Here is a 16,136-nt window from a genome sequence, read left to right as displayed (position 1 = left end):
TGATGAAGAATGAGAGGCAAAGGGTGAATGATATCTGCTTAATACGTTATTCCTGCGTTGCACCGTGACTTTTCGTTCGCAGGGCTTTCAGCTCGGATACGCTTACAACGCCCAGCGCGAATATCAGCAGCAACAGCCAGATACCCGCTATACCGGTTTCCAGCCACCACGGCAGCCCGGCGTAGGTGCGCAGTAGATACCAGCCCCCGCACAGCCCCACAAATGCCAGGGCCAGCCGCCCCAGCACGCCCCATGGCAGTTGCACGCCTGTGCGGCGCGGCACCAGCCACACATACCCGATGGATACAAATACGGCGCACAGCAGCGTGTTGAAGGCACCGGCCAGCGCCCCGTAGCGCGGCATTAGCAGGAAGTTCAGGCCGGTGTTGAGCACAATACTCCCCGTTACCAGCCAGGAAACTGGTTTTTCGTGGTCGGTGCTGGTGAGTAGGGTGCTGTAAATGGCGAAGAAGGCGTGCACCAGCACGTTCAGAAACAGTACCTGCAGGCACTGAGTCATGCGTAGCAGCTCGGCGGGGGTGCTATGCTTGAACTGAAAGAACAGCAGCTCCCCCCGAAACAGTCCAAACCCCACCACCAGCAGCAGCGGTACCGTTACCACGCGCTGCCCGAACCACAGCAGGTCCTGTTGCTCCTGGGTGCGGCCGGTGGCAAAGGCAAAACGGGCAAAAAACAGCGGCAGCACCGTCCACAGATACATCATCACGGCATCTACCCAACGGTAAGCCGCGGCGTAGTAGCTGGCCTCTTTGGCCGAAACTATCCGCTCCAGCATCAGCATGTCAATCCGCTCGTTGAGGCCGTACACCAGCGTGATGAAGGCCAGCGGCAGACTTTCCAGCAGGAGATGCCGGGCCTGCGTCCAGCGGGGCCGCAGGGCCACTCGCCCGTACAGCCGCCGGATGAGCACCACCAGCAACAGGAAGGTGAACAGCACGGCCACGGTACGTGCGCCCACGTACCGGTCGAGGGAAAGGCCTACGGGCAGTAGCGCCAGCACCAGCCCCAGCAGCAGCAGCCGCTCCAGTACCGACAGCACAGCATCGGTATTGAAGCGCTGATGAGCCTGCAGTACCCCCCGCAAAAACAGCGTGTACTGCGTCAGGAGCAGGCCGGCAGCCGTTATGGCCAGCAGCACCAGCCAGTGCCCGCGGTAGCCCAGCAGCCAGCCGGCCACCATTGTCAGGAGCAGAAACCCAATGCCCAGTCCGGCCCGGAGCGGCAGCAGCGTCGGGAAGAAATCGGTAAAAAAGCCCGGGGCCGCCGCCAGCCGCTTGGTGGTAAGCTGAGTGGTACCGAGGTCGGAAATGGCGGCCACTATGGTAGCCAGGGTAAGAATAGCCGTGAACGTGCCAAACTGCTCGTGCCCAATGCGGTCCTGCACCACATTCTCCAGCACCACCCAGCCGGGTTTTACCAGCAGGTTGAGCAGTACCACAAAGCTGATGTTTCCGAGGAAGCGTTTGATACGATGGGAAAGTAAGGATGTCGAAAAGAAGCCAACGGCAAGGTGCCAGAGCCGCATTGCCCGGCCGCAGAAGCGTAAAACTACGGAAAAGACTGCGGGTGCAGCATCGGAAAAAGGGGCCGGACGCGGGCGTTTTTCCTCTATATTTGCCTGCCGCCGACGTCTGACCTTTCCACTTTCCGGTCGCGCGGCCCTATTTGCAGCATGTCGGAGCCGTCCTATTCCCTCCTGGGCCTGTGGCCTATCATTAACCGTTGGAAAAAACTTGTTGGCCTGGCCCTGGTGCTGGCACTGGTAGTGAGCGTAGTGGTTGCCCTGCTGCTGCCCAACGTCTATAAATCAACGGCCGTCTTCTTCCCTACGAACCCTCAGACCACCGACCCCGACCGGATTGCCACTGAGGGCAGTAAGCTGGAGCTGGGCGGCCGCACCGAAGACCTGGACCGGGTCATCACCATCGGCGAGTCGCAGCCGGTAGCCGAGCTGATTATCAAGCGCTTTAACCTGCATGCGCATTACGGCACGGGAGCTGCCGGCGACGATGCCGCCGATGATGCCGCCCTGCGCAAATTCAGCTCCAACCTGGATATTGTACACAACGAGCGGGATGCCATTGAACTGACTTTCTTTGACGAGGACAAGCAGCTGGCCGCCCGCATTGCCAATGCCCTGGTGCAGGTAATCGACTCCGTGAACCAGCAGCTGACGCTGGAGAACCGCCGCAACGTGCTGGGCATCTACCAGCAGCGGTACCAGTTTCTGAACAAGGAATTTGAAACGTCGCGGCAAAAGCTGATTCAGGCCCGCCGACACTACGGCATTTATGGGCTGGAGCAACAGTCGCGTTACCTGGCCCGGGAAATTATCAAGGTAGAATCGGAGCTGCGGCAGGCCGAAGGGGAAGGTGACGGAGGCAAAGCCGCCGGTCTGCGCCGGGCGCTGCGGGGCCTCACCCGCTCCGAGGAAGGCAACGTCATCAACCTGGAAGACTACACCCGGGGCGTGGACTCGCTGAACCTGTTCTCGGCCCGCATGACCGACCTGCAGACCCGCTTGGTAAAGGCCCGCGGCGACTTTGAAACGGCCGACGTTGCCCTGAAAGGAAAGCTGTCCTCGCTGTATCTGGTGCAGAAGGCGTATCCGGCCACCAAGAAAAGCAAGCCCATCCGCTGGCTGATTGTGGCGGGCTCAGTGTTCCTGACGCTAGCCCTCTCCATTGTGGTGATTACGCTGCTGGAGCTCTGGCGGCGTTCGACTCGCCGGCCGGCCGGCTCGACGGCCCTGTGAATCAGCGGTTAGCCTCCCTCCTGCCCCAGGATCCGGCCCAGCGCATTTTCGCGGGGTTTGTGCTGTTGTTGCTGCTGAGCGGTGCTACGGCGCTACTACTGGATACACCCGTGGCCTTGTTACCCGTGGCCCTGGTAGTGGGCCTGCTGGTGGTGTTTACGGAGTGGCGGCTGCTGTATTACCTGCTGTTCCTGACGCTGGCCTTCTCGCGGGAGCTTCCTCTGCCCGGCGGCCTCAGTATGGATGTGCCCTCTGAGCCGCTGCTGCTGGTACTCACGGGCTGCATATTGGCAACGGTACTCATGCGGCGCGGTGATGTGCCAGGCCGGGAGCTGCGGCATCCGCTCATTATCATTCTGCTGCTGATGCTGCTGTGGTCGGTGGTATCCACCACGTTTTCAGTGGATACGACCAAGTCCGTGAAGTATCTGCTGGCTAAAACCTGGTACCTCGTGCCGTTCGGGCTGGGTACGCTGCTACTGGTGCGCCGCCCCGCCGATGTTTGGCGGCTGGCGGGCCTGTACGCCATCAGTGCTTCGCTCACGGTACTCATCACGGCGGCCAAACACGCGGCCCACGGCTTCAGCTTCGAGTCGGTGAATGAGGCGGTGCAGCCCTGGTACCGCAACCACGTAATTTACGCCACGGTGCTGGCGCTGCTGCTGCCCTTTGCGCTCTACAGCATCCGGAGCACCCACGGCAAGGAAAAAACGGCCTGGTGGGTGGCGTTGTGCATTCTGCTGTTTGGCCTGATTACGTCCTACACCCGGGCTTCGGTGCTGTCGTTGCCGGTGGCGGGACTGTTTTACGGCGTGGTGCGCCTGCGCCAGACGCGGCTGCTGCTGGTAGCTGCTTTGGTAGCCGTGCTGGCCGGGGCTTCGTACTTCCTGAGCCAGAACAACTACATGCTGTACGCTCCCAACTTCGAGAAGACCGTGTTCAACGGGGAGAACTTTGAGAAGCACCTGGAGGCTACCTACAAGCTGCAGGACGTATCGGGGATGGAGCGGGTGTACCGTTGGGTAGCGGCAGCCCGCATGGCCGCCGACAAGCCGCTGGTAGGCAGCGGCCCCAGCACGTTTTATCCGGAATACAAGCGCTACACGGTGCGCAGCTTCCGCACCTACGTGAGCGAAAACCCGGAAAAATCAACCACCCACAACTACTTTCTGCTGGTGCTGGCGGAACAGGGCTTTCCGGGGGTACTCCTGTTTATCACGCTGCTGTGCGCGGCCCTCATCACCATCGAAACGCTGTACCACCGCACCGAGCCCGGTACCCAGCCGCGCTACGTGCTGCTGGCCTGCGGAATGAGCTTTATCATCATCGTATTTCACCTGCTGCTGAATGAGCTGGTGGAAGTGGATAAAATCGGCTCGTTCTTCTTTATCAATCTGTTTATGCTGATTCGGGTGGGCAGCTGGACGAAAGGTGAAGTGGTGAAATAGTGAAATAGTGAGTCTGACGTTCAACCCGTACAGGTAGCGCAAACAGAACGTCAAACTCACCATTTCACTATTTCATCACCTCACTACTTAAACCGGCAGCTCAGGATGGTTACATCGTCGGCGAAGCGGGTGCCGTTGGTGTTGAAGGCTTCAATTTCGCGGAGCAGCTCCCGGTGCACCACGGCCAGCGGGGCGTAGCGGTTGTGTTGCAGTACGCGCAGCACGCCTTCCTCGCCAAACTCCTCGTGGTCGGCATCGAACACTTCCGTAAGGCCATCGGTATAGGAGAGCAGCATCGTGCGGGGCGGCACCGTCACGCGGCCTACCTTCAGCATGGGCAGCTCGTCCATCACGCCCAGCATAATGGAGCCTTCCTTCAGGAGCTGCACGGGCCCGGCGTCCGGAATCAGCAGCGGGTCGTTGTGGCCGGCATTCACGTATTCCAGCAGGCGAGTACGCCGGTCGTAGAGGCCGAAGAACACGGTAATGAACTTGTCGCCGCCGGCATTGCGGAAAATCAGGTTGTTGAGCTCCTGCGCTACCGTGGCTAAATCGGCCTGCTGCCGGAGCAGAGTGCGCAGCCCGGCCTGGAAGTTCGACATCAGCAGCGAGGCCGCCACGCCCTTGCCCGATACGTCGGCCACGCAGAACAGAAACCGGTCGGCGTCCAGGTCCACCACATCGTAATAGTCGCCGCCCACGGCGGTGTGCGGTACGTAGCTGGCCTGCACGGCCACGTGCGCATCGTTGGGCAGCTTGCGCGGAAACAGCATGGTTTGCACCTCCTGTGCAATTTCAATTTCCTTGCGCATGGCCGCATCGGCTACCCGCTGCTGGGCCAGCCGGCGGTTTTGGATGGCTCCGATAAGGATGTTACTGAGCGTTTGCAGAAACTTGGTAGCTTCTTCGCTCACATAATCCTCATGCACATTCCCGATGAACACATACGCCAGTACCTCGCCGTTGCGTACCACCGGAATGCTGGTTTCCAGGTGCTGCCACTCCTTGCTAAGACCGGTATAGCTGGTAAGTGGGCACGGCAGCCCTTTGCAGTTATCCAGAATAACGTCCGGCAGCGGCACCTTCCGGAAATCGGTCAGCCCTGCTCCAAAAGAAACTACACACAGCCACTGGTTTTCCTCTTTCACGTACAGTACCAGCCGCCGGATGTTGAGCTGACCGAGCAGGGTAAATTGAAAGATTTTATAGAGTGAGGCCTCAGTAGGATCGTGGTTGATGGCCTGGGTAATTTCCAGTAACGCACCCAACTCCCGCTCTTTCAGAAACAAACGCTTTTCGGGGGTAGTATTTGGCATAGCTGTGAAATGGCTGAATGGGCGAATGGGTGAATAGTTAAATGAGTGAGTAGTGGATCATTATCCAGCCTTCCACCCATTCATTGCACCGTTCACTTACTTATCCAAGTGGAGTTTTAGGGTCGTAGGCGTCGCGGAGGCCGTTGCCCAGCAGGTTAAAGCTAAGCACCAGCAGGCTGATGGCCAGTCCCGGCAGCAAAGTAAGCCAAAGGCCGGCTTCAGTGCCCAATAATTGAAAACCTTCGTTCACCATCAGGCCCCAGGAGGGTGCCGGGGGCTGCACACCCAGGCCCAGAAAGCTTAGGCCGGCTTCCAGCAGAATAGCTGCCGCAAAGTTACTGGTGGCCAACACAATGAGTGGCCCCGTCATATTAGGTAGCAGGTGCCGCCAGATCAGGCGGCTTTGGGGCAGGCCCAGCACGCGGCCAGCCTCCACAAAGGTTTTTTCGCGCAGGCTCAGCATCTGACCGCGCACCACGCGGGCCACATCCACCCACATGGTGAGGCCCACGGCCACAAACGACGTCCAGACGCCTTTGCTGTCCAGGGCCAGGGAAATGGCAATAACCAGCATGATACCGGGAATGCTCCACACCACCGTCATCAGGCCCAGCAGCAAACTATCGACCCAACCACCCACGTACCCGGCCACGGCCCCGATGAGCATGCCCAGCAGCACGGAAATGAGCACGGCCACCAGCCCAATACCCAGGCTCACGCGGGTGCCCAGCAGCAGGCGGCTCAGTTCGTCACGGCCGGCTTTGTCGGTACCCAGCCAGTAGGTGCGGGACGTAATGTGCTCTTCAGCTGCTTCCCGGGCCAGCTCGGCCGCCGGCCCAGCGCGGCCTACTACGGCCGTCAGCGCGTACGCCTGCGGCTTGTCGGCCAGGGCTGAGTGATTTTGGTAGGGTTGGGTATAAAGCGAATCACCCTGGATGCGGTAGCGGGCGATGGGCACCTCCCGGTACTGCACCGGCTGGCCCTGCCACCACGTGCCCAGCCAGCTAGCGGGCCGGCGGGCAGTGTCGGCGGCGGGCAGACGCAGAAGGGTGGCGCTGAAGCCGGGTGCTTCCTTCTGAAGCTGCACCAGCCCGTTGTTGGCGTTGGGCGAGTTATCGGGCAGCACCCAGTAGCCCAGCAGGGCCACCAGCGTACATAACACGATAAAACCCAGCCCCAGCATGGCCGGAGTATTGCGTAGCAGCCGCTGCCGCACATAGTAGCCGGGCGGGCGGGCCTGCGGGGAGGCCACCGGGGCAACAGTAGTAGCCACGCCTGCTACCGCGAGTTATGTTGCAGTAGGCCCTCCTTGGAAGCCAGGAAGTAGGAGTCGCGCACAATGGCTCCGAACGAGCTTTCCTCATAGGCAAGCTCGGTATCGGGGTCGGGCCAGAAGCTGCGCACCAGCCCTTGCTCCAGCAACGGGCGCAGGTGGCGCTCCAGCAGAGCGGGCGCAAAGCCGGTTTTCTGGCTCAGATCGGTAAAGGAAGTGACGAAGTATAGCTCGTCGAGAATATCAAATTCAGCGTCAGTCACGGAAAGCAGGGGTTTTGGGCAAAGGTAGCACTCCGGGCGGGTTCCTGGGAGGCTATTGGCCACTTACGGTTTCGGAGGGGGCGTAGGCTACCGCATCAACCGCAACCGGCGCGGCTTTGGGCACGCCTTCCTGGGAGTTGATGTAATAAATGATAGCCTGAATTTCGGCATTGGTGAGCTGGAAGCTGGGCATCTGTTGCTGTTGGTACTGGTTGAACAGCTTCACGGCATACTCGTCGCCGCTGGCTACCAACTTGCTGGAGTTTTTCACCCACGGAATCAGCCACGCCATGGGCCGGCGCTTGGTGATGCCACCCAAGGCGGGGCCAACTACTACGTCGTTCACGGCGTGGCACTGGGCGCAGTTGCCTTTGAATAAAGCATCACCGACGGCCACGGCTGCCGGATCAACACCAGGGGGCAGCGGTTGTGCCTGCCTGACGGGTTCCAGCGGCCCCATCCCGGCGCAGGTTGATGTTTCCTCGGCTACCGGCTCCGGGGTCAGGTGGTCACCCAAAGTGAACAGGCAGATGGCAATGGCCCCAGCCACCACCGTCAGGCTGGCAGGCATGATGATTTCCAACAGATTTTTCATACCGATACAACTAATGAATTACCTATTGAAATACGGCCCGAACTTCCACAATAGCAAGCAAAACCGGGGTTGATTTGCCGATGAGCAGGCGGGTATTATGGCCGCACCTGCCGCCCCTTCCACTCGTAGCTGCCGCGCAGGCCGGCCAGCCCCGTGAGCAGCGCGTACGGCGCGTAGGCCACCTGCAGCACCGGCACCCACCACAGCCACCGGGGCCGCCGCAGAAACCGGAGTACCGGCCGCAGCAGCAGCACATCGCCCAGCAGCTTGGCGGCCCAGCTCAACAGCACCACCCCACCCGGCACCACGCCCAGCAGCCACAGCCCCGCTCCTACCGGAAACAGCAGATTGGCCAGCAGCACCAGTACGGCCAGCTGCTGCGGCGCCCAGGTTTGGTAGTGCCGCCACTTACTGGCCCAGCGCACCCGCTGCCGCAGCAGTTGCCGCAGCGTGGGCTGGGCCGGGGTGCTTACCAAGGCGGCCGGATCGGCCAGAAACCGGATGCTGCCGGGAAAAGCCGCGTGCAGCTTGTGCAACAGAAACTCGTCGTCGCCGCTGGCTACCTGCTCGTTCCCCCGGAAGCCGTGCACGGCGAAAAAATCCTGGCGGCGGTAGGCCAGGTTGGCGCCGTTGCACATGGTGGGCCGCTGCCGGGCAATGCCGGCGGCCCCCGCTCCTACCAGCCCGGCCAGCTCCAGGCCCTGCAACGTAGCCAGCCAGCCATGTCCCGTCAGCAGCACCGGGCCGCTGATAAACCGGGCCGCTGGATGACGGGCAATGCAATGGGCGTAGGCCTGCACCCACCCGGCAGGCACCCGGCAGTCGGCATCAGTAAGCAGCAGCCAGGGGGCGCGGGCGGCCTGCACGGCGGCCTGCACGGCGGCTTTCTTGCCGGTAGCCGCGCCCGGCTGCGCGGCAAGCCGCAGCAGCCGCACCGGAAACGGGGCCGTGGCGGCCAGCTGCTCTACCACGCGGGCAGTGTCATCGGTGGAGTGGTCATCGACGACGAGCACCTCGAACCCACCCGAAATGGGCTGCTGGCGAAGCAAATCGGTGAGCAGGTGAGGCAGGTTGTCGGCTTCGTTGCGGGCGGCAATGAGCACGGAAAACGCCGGGCTTTCAGTTGAGGATTCGGCTGTTAGGCCGGCCGCGGCAGGCGTGTCTTCCGCCTCGGCCACCAGCTGCCGCCACGCCCGCCCGAAACCGGCCATCCGGTGCAGGTACCCCCCGGCCACCAACAGCAGACTGCCGGCCCCGAAAATTCCGCTCATCATATCGGCGGCGAGGAAGCCGGCCGGCGCTTGCGCAGCACCTTCAGCCGAAGCACAAAAATGAGCCCGATGGCGCTGGGCACGGCAATATTGAGCACCCACAAGCTCAGGCTGGCACTCAGCACCGGCAGCACCGGCTGGCCCAGCAGCCCAAACAGGTGGGTGGCCGACAGCTCCCGCACGCCCACATCGGCCAGGGCGTTGAGCGAAGGCACCAACGACTTCAGCAGAAACGTACCCGCAATGGCCGCCAACGCCGGGCCCACCGCCGCCTGTACGCCATAAGCCCACAACAACGCCCCAAACTGCAGGCAGAACACCGCGTACCGCAACCCCGAAATCAGCAGGATGCGGGTGAGCAGCGGGGCCGGATAGGTGGGCATCACGGCCAGATACTGACTGAAACGTCGTAACGGCTTTACGGCCTGCACCGCCGCTACCAGCAGCTCCGAGTGGTACAGAGGCAGCAGAATGCCTACGTTAATCAACAAGGTAAGCACCACCACACCCAACTGGGCCGCCGGGTAGCCCGGCAGGTAAAACCGCAGCAGGAAATACAGCAGCCCCACGGTACCGGCCGCCACCGTGGCTACCAGCTGGCAGTAGCGTCCCAGAAATACGGCTCCCAGCGCATCCAGCCGCCGACTTTTCAGCTCCATGATGCGGCCGGCGTAGTCGCCCACGCGGTTAGGGGTTACGAAGCCCAGGGTGAGGCCCACCAGCACTGCCCGGAAGCTGCGCCGAAACGATACCGGTTCCAAGTGCCGGGCCAGCCACCACCATTTCCAGGCTTCCAGCCCCCAGTTGAGCGGCATCAGCAGCAGAGCGGCCAGCACGGCCCCGCGCCCCTGCCCGCCCAACGTGCGCGTGAACAGGCCGCGCCAGGCGGCGGCCGTGGCGGCATCGGCCACCACGGAGTGCCACAGCAGGCCCAAAGTCAGGAGCGTAATGGCCAGCTTGCCCGCCACAACCCAGCCTTTGTACCGGACCGGGGCCGATGGTTCGGCGGTTTGGGCGTAGCTTTGAGGCTTCAACTGAGGCAAAGTGGCGGATGGTTGCGTAACTTCGGCAAGTTAGCCTTTATGGCTGGTAGCTATTCGTTGCTGGCTTTCAGCGAATACAGAAAGTACCCTTCTTTTTTTCATAGCTACCAGCCAATAGCCATTCGCTAACCGCTACCAACATGATTCTGCCCCTCGCCTCTTCCTCCGAGCTGCTGCCCAAAGTAATTATGGGCGTTGACCCCGGCACTAACCTGATGGGGTACGCCGTAATTGAGGTGCAGGGCCAGCAGGTGCGCATGCTGGAGTACGACGTGATTGATATGCGCAAGCTGGGTACCAACCACGCCCTCAAGCTCAAGCGCATTTTTGAGCGCATGACGGAACTCATTGACGAGCACCTGCCCGATGAGCTGGCCATTGAAGCGCCGTTTTTTGGGGTGAACGTGCAGAGTATGCTCAAGCTGGGCCGGGCCCAGGGCGTGGCCATTGCCGCCTGCCTGGCCCGCCAGATTCCGTACGTCGAGTACGCACCCACCAAGGTAAAGCAGAGCGTAACCGGCTCCGGCAACGCCAGCAAGGAGCAGGTGGCCCACATGCTGCGCCAGACGCTCAAGCTCCCGCCCATCGAGGAAGCTCCCAAGTTCCTGGACGCCACCGATGCCCTGGCCGTGGCTATGTGCCACCACTATCAGAAGGGCAACAACGTGAAAGCCGGCGGCAAAAGCTGGGGCAAGTTCCTAGCCGACAACCCCGGCAAGCTCGCCGCCCCCGTAGCCGGCAAAAAGGCTCCGGCCGCGCGGAAGAAGCCGGCGGCGTGAGTAGTTTTGTTTAGCTTAAATTGACTTATTGGACTAATGGTATCAGCCTAAATCCCTTATCTATTGAAGATGCGCTTTCTCATTTTTGCAGCGGCCTTATTACTGTTAATTAGTTTCTCTCCTCCCCAAATGCAGATGCAGCGTTTCGCACTTGGCAAGTACACCTACATTATCCAGCTACAGAAACAATACAATCACGACGACAATGTCAAATCGGCCACTAACAACAAGCAGCTGTGTAGTTCATTTGAGCTGGCTGAGCGCAACGGCAAGGTATTTACGCACGGGACATACCGTATTAGTCGGAGTAGTATACAGTTCACAGAGCGCTACTTTTACCCTCGCAACGGAGAGGCCGTTGACTCTATAACAAAAACTTTTATCCCCACTGCAAAGGGAGTTTTGGTGTTAAGTAAAGTCATCTACTATAAGCAGGGAAGGACTACTACCACTTGCTATTAAGCTAGAGAGTTTCCGAGTTGCGAAACGACCTTTGCCTTGCAATGAATTGAATTTTCAATAGGCAGAATCAAGCTTATTCGCTTATCATAATCGGAGTTATTTCCGAAACCTTGTAAAGGCGCTATTCCCTCTCTTGGCCACAGACTCATCTATTTTGTAGATTTCCTGTATATAATCAACTCTATCCATGCAGCGCCGCCCTGTTCGTTCTACTTCCCTGAAAGCCGTGGGCTACGAGGCCGCCACGCAGACGCTGGAAATTGAGTACCGCCACGGCGGACTGGTGCGCTACACGGGCGTGCCCGCTGCTATTCACGCGGCCCTGCTGCAACTATACCCAACAAGCTCCTGTTCGTGGAGCAGGTGCTGGAACGCAACGACTACGGGCGAGAACAGCTGCGCGGGTAGCGGCTCCGCGCCTAATTCGGCCACGGGTACGCCGCCGACCAGGTGCGCAGCTCGTCCACGGTGGCGGTATGGTTGGCCAGCCAGGTCTGCACTTCGGGGGTGCTGCCGGCGCGGGAGGCCTGAATGGAGTACGCCAGGGCCGGCAGATAGCCTTGTTTTTTCAACTCAACAAAGTAGGGCACCATGTACTGCCAAGTAAAGCCCTCCTGCTTTTCGGGGTGCAGCTCCGCCAGCACGCCAATCAACGATTCCAGCTTCCGGATAAGCTGCTCGGTGGGTGTTTTGTCCTTATTTTCTTCGGTGTAATCCATCGCGCCGCTCATGCTCAGCATCATATCGGCGGGCCCGAAGTTGTCGGCGCGACCTTTCTTGCCGGCGTTTTTCAGGGTTTCGGAGGGGATGCTGATGGTAATGGCCTTCTCGCCGGTTTTCTCCACGCCTCGTCCCATCAACGCATCGAATCTTTTCAGCGTCGCCTCGGCCCGCTGGCCGGTGGGCTCCACCTGCAGCAGACGCAGCATTGCCAGCAGGGCCGGCACCCGGTTGCCTTCCTGCTGCTGCAACAGCCCCAGGGCATTCAGCGAGCTGCCATGCACCGGCCGGCATCGCACCGCCTGCTGCATGCTGACCGTGGCTTCAGCCGGTTGATTGAGGGCTGTGGCCTGCGTTACCCCGAGGTTGAAGTACAGCGCCCCATCATTGGGGTACCGTTTCAGGCCCTCCTGATATATTTTAGCGGCTTCTTTCGGCTTTTTCAGCCCATCCAGCGCATTGCCGTAGGTGCTGTATAAAGAAGCGCCGGGGTTGGGGTCCTGCTTCAGGAGCTGTTTGCACAGCTCCACGGCTTCCTCGTTCCGGTCGAGGGCGTTGTACGTCATAGCCAGCTCGTAGCGGGCAGTGGTATTGGCCGGGTCCTGCTTCAGGGCTTCCTTGTAGCGCAGTACAGCTTCATCGTACTTGCCCTGGTCGAAGAGAGAAACGCCCTGCTTCACCAGCTCCTGACTACTAGCAGTAGTCTGGGCCTGGGTGGACAACGAAGCCGCCAGCAGCAGCGCAACAAGGGAAGCTTTTTGGTACACGGACATATAGTAAAGGGGAATTATGCAGCTAGTGAATTGGATAGCAGTTTAGGCATGTAAGGCCATATTCGGTGCAGCAACCGCCGTTTTTTGTGGATATGTAGTAATTCTTAGCAGATATTATTGCCAGTATATTCGCAGAAAAACAACCGTTAGGTACAGCCAAAACAGGGAAAACACACTATGCACGGTAGTTTCAAATGTCTTACCCCGCCACAGCAAGGGCGAATAACCTGCAAACTGTACCACCAACCGCACCAGCCAGAAAATCCCCATTCCCAAGCATACTACCCGCCCCAGATGCGTTTGCACCAATTCCGGCGCAAAATTCAGGCACAGTAATCCAGAAAGCAGTACCAGCAGCGCGATGAACAGCGTGTGCACGTACATCATCTGCCGGTTAATCAGGCTGAGCGGCTTGAACTCAGTCGCCCAATTGAAATAGCTCGGAAAGCCAGCGTGTAGAAAGGCCAGCCCAATCAGCAATGCGCCGATAATTTTAAGATGCAGTTCCATTAATAGCACTGAGAGTAAAGGCAGAAATAAAGCGCGTCAGCTTCTGCTCCCTTTCCAGGCGCAACCCGCCTGCTCGAAAAGCGGCCAACCAAGTAGCCCGTGAGTAGAAGTGTAGGAACCCGACGGTATAGGCCATGAAATTGGCCGAATCCCGCAGATGCTCCACTACCACGGCCCGTCCGTTCGGAGTCAGCACCCGGCCTATTTCGCACAGAAATGCAACCCGCTGGGCTGGATGCCGGATTTCGTGGGCCGCCAGCATCACCACTACCAAATCGATGGAAGCCGTAGCCAATGACAGTTGGGCCGGGCGTACGGCTTCGGTGCCGGGGTACGGCGTTATGGCCGCCCGCGCCCGTCGGATGGAAATTTCCGTGTGCTCGGCTGGGTCGTAAAAGTCCAGCACCCGCAGCGCAGCTCCCGGAAACCGTTGGCGCAGCAGGGCACTGGTTTCGTCGAAGCCTGCGTGGATATTCACGACCCGTTGTGGCGGTGCTGCTGTGCATGACAGCCACCGAAACCCATACAGTCCCGAAATATCGTACACATACCAGGATATGAGCAGGGAAACTACCGTGGGCAGCAGCACAGCCAGCAATATCAGCCACAACCCCAAGCGCCACGCAGGATGGTCGCTGGCCACCCCAATACCCACGGCCAGCAATAGGACCATCAGCCCGGCACCGGCGTAGAAATGCCAGTTGAATTGTACGATGTTCCTAACGCCCTCAGCCTGCTTTCTCATCCGGCCCACGTTTCAGTCCGGCCTTTTTTCCACCGGTAAGGAATGTTCTGCATGGTGAAAGCACTCGCCAGCCGGACTTCACCGAGCCCGAGGTTACGGATAAAGGCCACCTCTGCCGCTACGACGCGCACCGGCTGGGGCCGCCACTCCTCCCGTTCGCCTTCCACGATTACCACTTGCTTGGTAGCCGGGCACCACGAAAAGGTAAAAGGCAAGGGGCCTGCAAACCGCCGGGCCTGCTGCCAGTTCCGGAACGGCGAGCCATCCGGTAATTCCGGCTCATCAATCAAGTTTTCCACCTCAATACACAGCCCCGCCTGCCTGGACAGGATTGCCTGACTGGTGGCTGTGGCCGTCTGGCGTATGTCTACGGTCCGGTAATGGTAAGAGGTAAGCAGATTGCCGAGCCATTGCATGTGGCGCTTATCGGTTTCTGACCCTAGGATATATAAACCGCGCAGCCGCTTTCCGGCCGCCGTGGTGTAGCGCACGAATACCCGGTACCCAATCAGAAAGAAACTATGCCCCAGCCAGGCTGGCAGGCCCTGCGGGCGCAACTGCCGCGTTTGCACTAAAGCTACCGCCATAAAGCCCCAGGTATCGTCCAGCGTGTCGAGAGTCAGACAGGCCGGAAGCAGGCGTTGTAGCGCGGCAGCTGGCGCGGCAAACGTCAGCACCGTTGTACGGCTCAGCAGCGCGTCGATGCCGAAGGGATGATGCGCAATGGTCATCGGTGAGTAGAATTATTGTCAGGCACGGCGACGCCGACTGGTCACTTTAAGTATAAACTCTTGATAATATATCAATACCGCAAATGCTGCCGCAAAGCCTAGGTTCAGTCGGCCCCACAGCAACAGGTCTGGAGCCAGAAAAAACTCCAGCACGTTCATCACCAGTACCAAGGCTATTTGAAAGGAGGCCGTTAGTTTAGTATGCCGGCCGCCGAGTATCCACAGGCCCAGTACTATTTCCGCTGCCCCGATGCTTCGCGTGAGTAGTCCCGCATGGGTAGGGCCCAGAATCCGGGCTACGATGGCCTCATGACGCGGCACCAGGAGCAGCACTTTGCACAGCAGCCCGTTTATCAGCCACACTGCCGCTATACCGCCGCGCAATAGCCGCTCCCAGACCCGGGAGTGGCTACCATTCATCCGGCCACTTCAATTTCGCCTTTGAGGTACGTTACGGCGTGGCCACTCATCAGCACCCGGTCGCCGCGCAGCTCGCACCACAGGTCGCCGCTGCGGGCCGACACCTGGCGGGCGTGGAAGTGGGTTTTCCCGAGGCGCTCCGCCCAGTAGGGTACCAAGGTAGTGTGGGCCGAGCCGGTTACGGGGTCCTCGGGTACACCCACGCGCGGACCAAAAAAGCGCGACACAAAGTCCACGCCATCGGTACCGGGGGCAGTGGCAATAACGGCCCGGTACTCCACCTTGGCAAGATGCGTCATATCCGGGTGCAGGGCGCGCACTTCGGCTTCGGTGGCAAATACGCACACCAGGTCGGGGCCGGCCAGCAGCTGCAATGGGGTAGCCCGCAGGCCATCCAGCAGGCCATTGGGGTGCTGGTGAATGGGGTGCGGAGGCCGGGCCGGAAAATCGAGCGTGAGCATTCCGGCGTCGGCTTGGCTTACCCGTAGGGGGCCGCTTTTGGAGTGGAAAATAATTTCCGGTTCCTGAAAATTCAGGTGGCGGTACAGCACGTGGGCCGAAGCCAGCGTGGCATGTCCGCACAGCTCCACCTCCACGGCCGGCGTAAACCACCGGATTTCATACTCGTTGCCCTGCCGTAGCACGAAGAAGGCGGTTTCGGCCAGGTTATTCTCGGCGGCAATGGCCTGCATGGTTTCCGCGGGCAGCCACTCCGTGAGCGGACAAACAGCGGCAGGGTTACCGGCAAACGGCCGGTTGGTGAAGGCGTCAATCTGATAAATGGGCAGCAGCATAGCAGGCAGATAAGTGACAGCGCCGACCCGTTTTCGGGTAAAATGGCCTGCCAGGTGAAGGCTGCCAGCCAACGAGCCACGCAGCGCCGGCGAAACTACTGGTTAGTGCAATACCGCCGGTAACTTGCGCCATTATTATTACCGGATAAAAAAGTTGACTAGCTCACGCAACCCGAAGCAGGGGGCAGCCGGTCATGGCTGCAAAACGCTAGCGTCC

At 60.0% G+C, this 16,136-nt stretch carries 16 protein-coding genes and 1 pseudogene; 4 read left to right on the top strand and 13 right to left on the bottom strand.

From position 1 onward, the window contains the following. Positions 1–46: 46 nt before the first annotated feature. On the bottom strand, positions 47–1,459 hold the full coding sequence (locus tag EI291_RS18470) for an oligosaccharide flippase family protein (protein WP_170172716.1): 1,413 nt from the start codon (positions 1,457–1,459) through the stop codon (positions 47–49). Positions 1,460–1,693: 234 nt separating this feature from the next. Here EI291_RS18470 and EI291_RS18465 point away from each other — a divergent pair, with 234 nt between their 5' ends. Then, the gene (locus tag EI291_RS18465; protein ID WP_125423524.1) at positions 1,694–2,776 is read left to right on the top strand and encodes a GumC domain-containing protein; all 1,083 of its coding nucleotides are present in this window, start codon (positions 1,694–1,696) and stop codon (positions 2,774–2,776) included. After that, a complete protein-coding gene (locus tag EI291_RS18460) occupies positions 2,773–4,224 on the top strand; it encodes an O-antigen ligase family protein (protein WP_125423522.1) in 1,452 nt (483 codons plus the stop codon). The genes EI291_RS18465 and EI291_RS18460 overlap by 4 nt, the downstream gene beginning before the upstream one ends. 83 nt (positions 4,225–4,307) lie before the next feature. Here the strand turns inward: EI291_RS18460 and EI291_RS18455 are convergent, their stop codons facing one another. From EI291_RS18455 to EI291_RS18430, 6 genes are all read right to left on the bottom strand, one after another. After that, positions 4,308–5,540, bottom strand: coding sequence for a PP2C family protein-serine/threonine phosphatase (locus EI291_RS18455; RefSeq protein WP_125423519.1), 1,233 nt, complete (start codon positions 5,538–5,540; stop codon positions 4,308–4,310). Between the two features lie 100 nt (positions 5,541–5,640). Then, positions 5,641–6,813, bottom strand: coding sequence for an ABC transporter permease (locus EI291_RS18450; protein WP_240635596.1), 1,173 nt, complete (start codon positions 6,811–6,813; stop codon positions 5,641–5,643). 5 nt (positions 6,814–6,818) lie between these two features. Then, positions 6,819–7,076 carry an ArsR family transcriptional regulator gene (locus EI291_RS18445; protein ID WP_125423516.1) on the bottom strand — a complete coding sequence of 86 codons (258 nt, stop codon included), beginning with the start codon at positions 7,074–7,076 and terminating at the stop codon, positions 6,819–6,821. 52 nt (positions 7,077–7,128) lie between these two features. After that, entirely contained in the window at positions 7,129–7,671 is a 543-nt protein-coding gene (locus EI291_RS18440) for a c-type cytochrome (RefSeq protein ID WP_240635595.1), read from the bottom strand. A gap of 95 nt (positions 7,672–7,766) precedes the next feature. After that, the gene (locus EI291_RS18435) at positions 7,767–8,945 is read right to left on the bottom strand and encodes a glycosyltransferase (RefSeq protein WP_125423513.1); all 1,179 of its coding nucleotides are present in this window, start codon (positions 8,943–8,945) and stop codon (positions 7,767–7,769) included. After that, positions 8,942–9,985 carry a lysylphosphatidylglycerol synthase transmembrane domain-containing protein gene (locus EI291_RS18430; RefSeq protein WP_240635594.1) on the bottom strand — a complete coding sequence of 348 codons (1,044 nt, stop codon included), beginning with the start codon at positions 9,983–9,985 and terminating at the stop codon, positions 8,942–8,944. The genes EI291_RS18435 and EI291_RS18430 overlap by 4 nt, the downstream gene beginning before the upstream one ends. A 140-nt stretch (positions 9,986–10,125) precedes the next feature. On the opposite strand from EI291_RS18430, the gene ruvC reads away from it, so the two are divergent. Together ruvC and EI291_RS23555 are read left to right on the top strand one after the other, a co-directional pair. Then, positions 10,126–10,764 carry a crossover junction endodeoxyribonuclease RuvC gene (gene ruvC / locus EI291_RS18425; RefSeq protein WP_125423507.1) on the top strand — a complete coding sequence of 213 codons (639 nt, stop codon included), beginning with the start codon at positions 10,126–10,128 and terminating at the stop codon, positions 10,762–10,764. Positions 10,765–11,413: 649 nt separating this feature from the next. Then, positions 11,414–11,545, top strand: a pseudogene (locus EI291_RS23555) (KTSC domain-containing protein); the annotation flags it as partial. A gap of 100 nt (positions 11,546–11,645) precedes the next feature. On the opposite strand, the gene EI291_RS18415 reads toward EI291_RS23555, so the two are convergent. From EI291_RS18415 to EI291_RS18390, 6 genes are all read right to left on the bottom strand, one after another. Continuing rightward, on the bottom strand, positions 11,646–12,719 hold the full coding sequence (locus EI291_RS18415; protein ID WP_125423501.1) for a tetratricopeptide repeat protein: 1,074 nt from the start codon (positions 12,717–12,719) through the stop codon (positions 11,646–11,648). Between the two features lie 114 nt (positions 12,720–12,833). Further along, on the bottom strand, positions 12,834–13,229 hold the full coding sequence (locus EI291_RS18410; protein ID WP_125423498.1) for a hypothetical protein: 396 nt from the start codon (positions 13,227–13,229) through the stop codon (positions 12,834–12,836). After that, positions 13,213–13,902 (bottom strand): class I SAM-dependent methyltransferase, encoded by a 690-nt coding sequence (locus tag EI291_RS18405; protein WP_240635593.1) that lies wholly within the window; start codon positions 13,900–13,902, stop codon positions 13,213–13,215. Before EI291_RS18405 ends, EI291_RS18410 begins: the two co-directional genes overlap by 17 nt. A 68-nt stretch (positions 13,903–13,970) precedes the next feature. Further along, the gene (locus EI291_RS18400; protein WP_125423492.1) at positions 13,971–14,705 is read right to left on the bottom strand and encodes a DUF2071 domain-containing protein; all 735 of its coding nucleotides are present in this window, start codon (positions 14,703–14,705) and stop codon (positions 13,971–13,973) included. 18 nt (positions 14,706–14,723) lie between these two features. Continuing rightward, a complete protein-coding gene (locus tag EI291_RS18395) occupies positions 14,724–15,125 on the bottom strand; it encodes a DoxX-like family protein (RefSeq protein WP_125423489.1) in 402 nt (133 codons plus the stop codon). Beyond that, positions 15,122–15,919 (bottom strand): PhzF family phenazine biosynthesis protein, encoded by a 798-nt coding sequence (locus EI291_RS18390; protein ID WP_125423486.1) that lies wholly within the window; start codon positions 15,917–15,919, stop codon positions 15,122–15,124. The genes EI291_RS18395 and EI291_RS18390 overlap by 4 nt, the downstream gene beginning before the upstream one ends. Between the last annotated feature and the right edge of the window lie 217 nt (positions 15,920–16,136).

This window comes from Hymenobacter rigui (assembly GCF_003944715.1).
Classification (GTDB): domain Bacteria; phylum Bacteroidota; class Bacteroidia; order Cytophagales; family Hymenobacteraceae; genus Hymenobacter; species Hymenobacter rigui.
Note: the sequence above shows the minus strand (reverse complement) of the source record. Positions and strands in the feature narration are given on the sequence as shown.

What these genes read in the sequence shown, in the direction of transcription:
- EI291_RS18440 (WP_240635595.1), bottom strand. Translation starts at nt 7,671, where the DNA reads ATGAAAAATCTGTTGGAAATCATCATGCCTGCCAGCCTGACGGTGGTG.
- EI291_RS18400 (WP_125423492.1), bottom strand. Translation starts at nt 14,705, where the DNA reads ATGACCATTGCGCATCATCCCTTCGGCATCGACGCGCTGCTGAGCCGT.
- EI291_RS18410 (WP_125423498.1), bottom strand. Translation starts at nt 13,229, where the DNA reads ATGGAACTGCATCTTAAAATTATCGGCGCATTGCTGATTGGGCTGGCC.
- EI291_RS18395 (WP_125423489.1), bottom strand. Translation starts at nt 15,125, where the DNA reads ATGAATGGTAGCCACTCCCGGGTCTGGGAGCGGCTATTGCGCGGCGGT.
- EI291_RS18405 (WP_240635593.1), bottom strand. Translation starts at nt 13,902, where the DNA reads ATGGTCCTATTGCTGGCCGTGGGTATTGGGGTGGCCAGCGACCATCCT.
- EI291_RS18465 (WP_125423524.1), top strand. Translation starts at nt 1,694, where the DNA reads ATGTCGGAGCCGTCCTATTCCCTCCTGGGCCTGTGGCCTATCATTAAC.
- EI291_RS18435 (WP_125423513.1), bottom strand. Translation starts at nt 8,945, where the DNA reads ATGATGAGCGGAATTTTCGGGGCCGGCAGTCTGCTGTTGGTGGCCGGG.
- EI291_RS18390 (WP_125423486.1), bottom strand. Translation starts at nt 15,919, where the DNA reads ATGCTGCTGCCCATTTATCAGATTGACGCCTTCACCAACCGGCCGTTT.
- EI291_RS18415 (WP_125423501.1), bottom strand. Translation starts at nt 12,719, where the DNA reads ATGTCCGTGTACCAAAAAGCTTCCCTTGTTGCGCTGCTGCTGGCGGCT.
- EI291_RS18455 (WP_125423519.1), bottom strand. Translation starts at nt 5,540, where the DNA reads ATGCCAAATACTACCCCCGAAAAGCGTTTGTTTCTGAAAGAGCGGGAG.
- ruvC (WP_125423507.1), top strand. Translation starts at nt 10,126, where the DNA reads ATGATTCTGCCCCTCGCCTCTTCCTCCGAGCTGCTGCCCAAAGTAATT.